The sequence below is a fragment of the Pseudomonas sp. HMWF006 genome, from assembly GCF_003061205.1.
In the GTDB taxonomy this organism is placed as follows: domain Bacteria; phylum Pseudomonadota; class Gammaproteobacteria; order Pseudomonadales; family Pseudomonadaceae; genus Aquipseudomonas; species Aquipseudomonas monsensis.
Genome location: NZ_QAIU01000643.1, coordinates 7,123 through 9,677, shown reverse-complemented (window position 1 = coordinate 9,677; position 2,555 = coordinate 7,123). Strand labels below are relative to the sequence as shown.

Sequence of the window (2,555 nt, the reverse complement as noted above, 5' to 3'; positions counted from 1 at the left end):
TCGGCACCGTGCGCCGGGTTATCCGTGGCAGCGGCATCGCCCTGCTGCTGTACGCTGGCCTGATGGTGCTGACCTTCTTCGGTTTCTCCAGCACGCCGACCGGTTTCGTACCCGGCCAGGACAAGCAATACCTGGTGGCCTTCGCGCAACTGCCGGACGCCGCGAGCCTGGATCGCACCGAAGACGTGATCAAGCGCATGTCCGACCTGGCCCTGAAACAACCAGGCGTGGAAAGTGCCGTAGCGTTCCCCGGCCTGTCGATCAACGGCTTCACCAACAGCCCGAATGCCGGCATCGTGTTCGTGACCCTGAAACCGTTCGACGAACGTAAAGACCCGAGCATGTCCGCCGGTGCCATCGCCGGCGCCCTGAACGGTCAATATGCGAACATTCAAGAAGCGTACATGGCGATCTTCCCGCCTCCGCCGGTACAAGGTCTGGGCACCATTGGTGGTTTCCGCCTGCAAATCGAAGACCGGGGCAACCTGGGCTACGACGAGCTGTACAAAGAAACCATGAACATCATCACCAAGAGCCACAGCGTGCCGGAACTGGCCGGCCTGTTCACCAGTTACACCGTGAACGTGCCGCAGGTCGATGCCGCCATCGACCGCGAGAAAGCCAAGACCCACGGCGTGGCCGTCAGCGACATCTTCGACACCCTGCAGATCTACCTGGGTTCGCTGTATGCCAACGACTTCAACCGCTTCGGGCGCACCTATCAGGTCAACGTTCAGGCCGAGCAACAGTTCCGCCTCGAATCCGACCAGATCGGCCAGCTGAAAGTGCGTAACAACAAGGGCGAAATGATCCCGCTGGCGACCTTCATCAAGGTCAGCGACACCTCGGGCCCGGATCGCGTGATGCACTACAACGGCTTCATCACCGCTGAAATCAACGGTGCGGCAGCCCCCGGCTACAGCTCTGGCCAGGCCGAAAAAGCCATCGAGAAACTGCTCAAGGATGAACTTCCGAACGGCATGACCTACGAGTGGACCGACCTGACCTACCAGCAGATTCTGTCCGGCAACACCGCGCTGTTCGTGTTCCCGCTCTGCGTACTGCTGGCGTTCCTGGTGCTCGCCGCACAATACGAAAGCTGGAGCCTGCCACTGGCGGTGATCCTGATCGTACCGATGACCCTGCTGTCGGCCATCACCGGCGTGATCATCTCCGGCGGCGACAACAACATCTTCACTCAGATCGGCTTGATCGTACTGGTGGGACTTGCCTGTAAGAACGCGATTCTGATCGTCGAGTTCGCCAAGGATAAACAGCTGGAAGGTCTCGACCCGCTGGCTGCGGTACTGGAAGCCTGCCGTCTGCGTCTGCGGCCGATCCTGATGACCTCCTTCGCGTTCATCATGGGTGTGGTGCCACTGGTGTTCTCCAGCGGTGCCGGTGCCGAGATGCGTCATGCCATGGGTGTGGCGGTGTTCTCCGGGATGCTCGGGGTGACCTTCTTCGGTCTGTTGCTGACGCCAGTGTTCTACGTACTGATCCGTAACTTCGTCGAACGCGGCGAAGCCCGCAAAGCGGCCAAGGCCATGAAACTGGAGGCGCAACAATGAGTCTGAAAGCCTTCCTGCCGAGTCTGCTGGTGCTGGCCCTCAGTGCCTGCGCCGTCGGCCCCGACTACAAGACCCCAGCCACGGAGGCGGCCAACATCACGGCCGTCACCGATGGCGCCGCCGGGCAAAAGAACTTCGACCGTTCGAAATTCGAAGGCATCTGGTGGCAGCAATTCGACGATCCGACCCTCAACCAGTTGGTGACTCAATCGCTGCAAGGCAACCGTCAACTGCGCGTGGCGTTCGCTCGCTGGAAAGCCGCTCGGGCGATTCGCGACGACGTCAGCAACGATGCGATGCCGACCATCACCAGCCGCGCCAGCAGTGATCTGGCCAAGGGGCAAATCCCCGGCCAGACCACTAAACGGGTCAACAGTGAACGCTACGACCTGGGCCTGGACATGGCCTGGGAACTGGACCTGTTCGGACGCATCCAGCGCAACCTGGAGGCCAGCGACGCTGACCAGCAAGCGGCTGAAGCCGATCTGTATCAGTTGCAAGTCACCATGATTGCCGAACTGGTGGACGCTTACGGTCAACTGCGCGGTGCGCAACTGCGCGAAAAGATCGCCGTGGCCAACCTGGAAAACCAGCAAGAGTCGCGCAAGATCACCATCAGCCTGCGTGACGCCGGTGTGGGCGATCAACTCGACGTCGAACGTGCCGATGCGCGTCTGGCCTCGGTCGAAGCCAGCGTGCCGCAATTGCAGGCCGAACAGGTTCGACAGAAGAACCGCATCGCCACCCTGCTGGGTGAGCGCCCGGACAAACTGACCGTCGACCTGAGCCCGAAAGAGCTGCCAGCCATTGCCAAGGCGCTACCGATCGGTGACCCGGGTGAGCTGCTGCAACGGCGTCCGGACATCCTCAGTGCCGAACGCAAACTGGCGTCGGCGACTGCCCGGATTGGCGTGGCAAAAGCGGACCTGTTCCCACGGGTGAGCCTCAGCGGTTTCCTCGGCTGGACGGCCGGGCGCGGTTCGC

At 61.6% G+C, this 2,555-nt stretch carries 2 protein-coding genes; both read left to right on the top strand.

Annotated elements, in window-relative coordinates; genetic code table 11:
• Positions 1–1,571 (top strand): efflux RND transporter permease subunit (locus DBR24_RS34450; protein WP_256591984.1); only part of this gene is annotated, 1,571 nt, incomplete at its 5' end.
• Positions 1,568–2,555 (top strand): efflux transporter outer membrane subunit (locus DBR24_RS29760; RefSeq protein WP_177490705.1); only part of this gene is annotated, 988 nt, incomplete at its 3' end. The genes DBR24_RS34450 and DBR24_RS29760, both read left to right, overlap by 4 nt.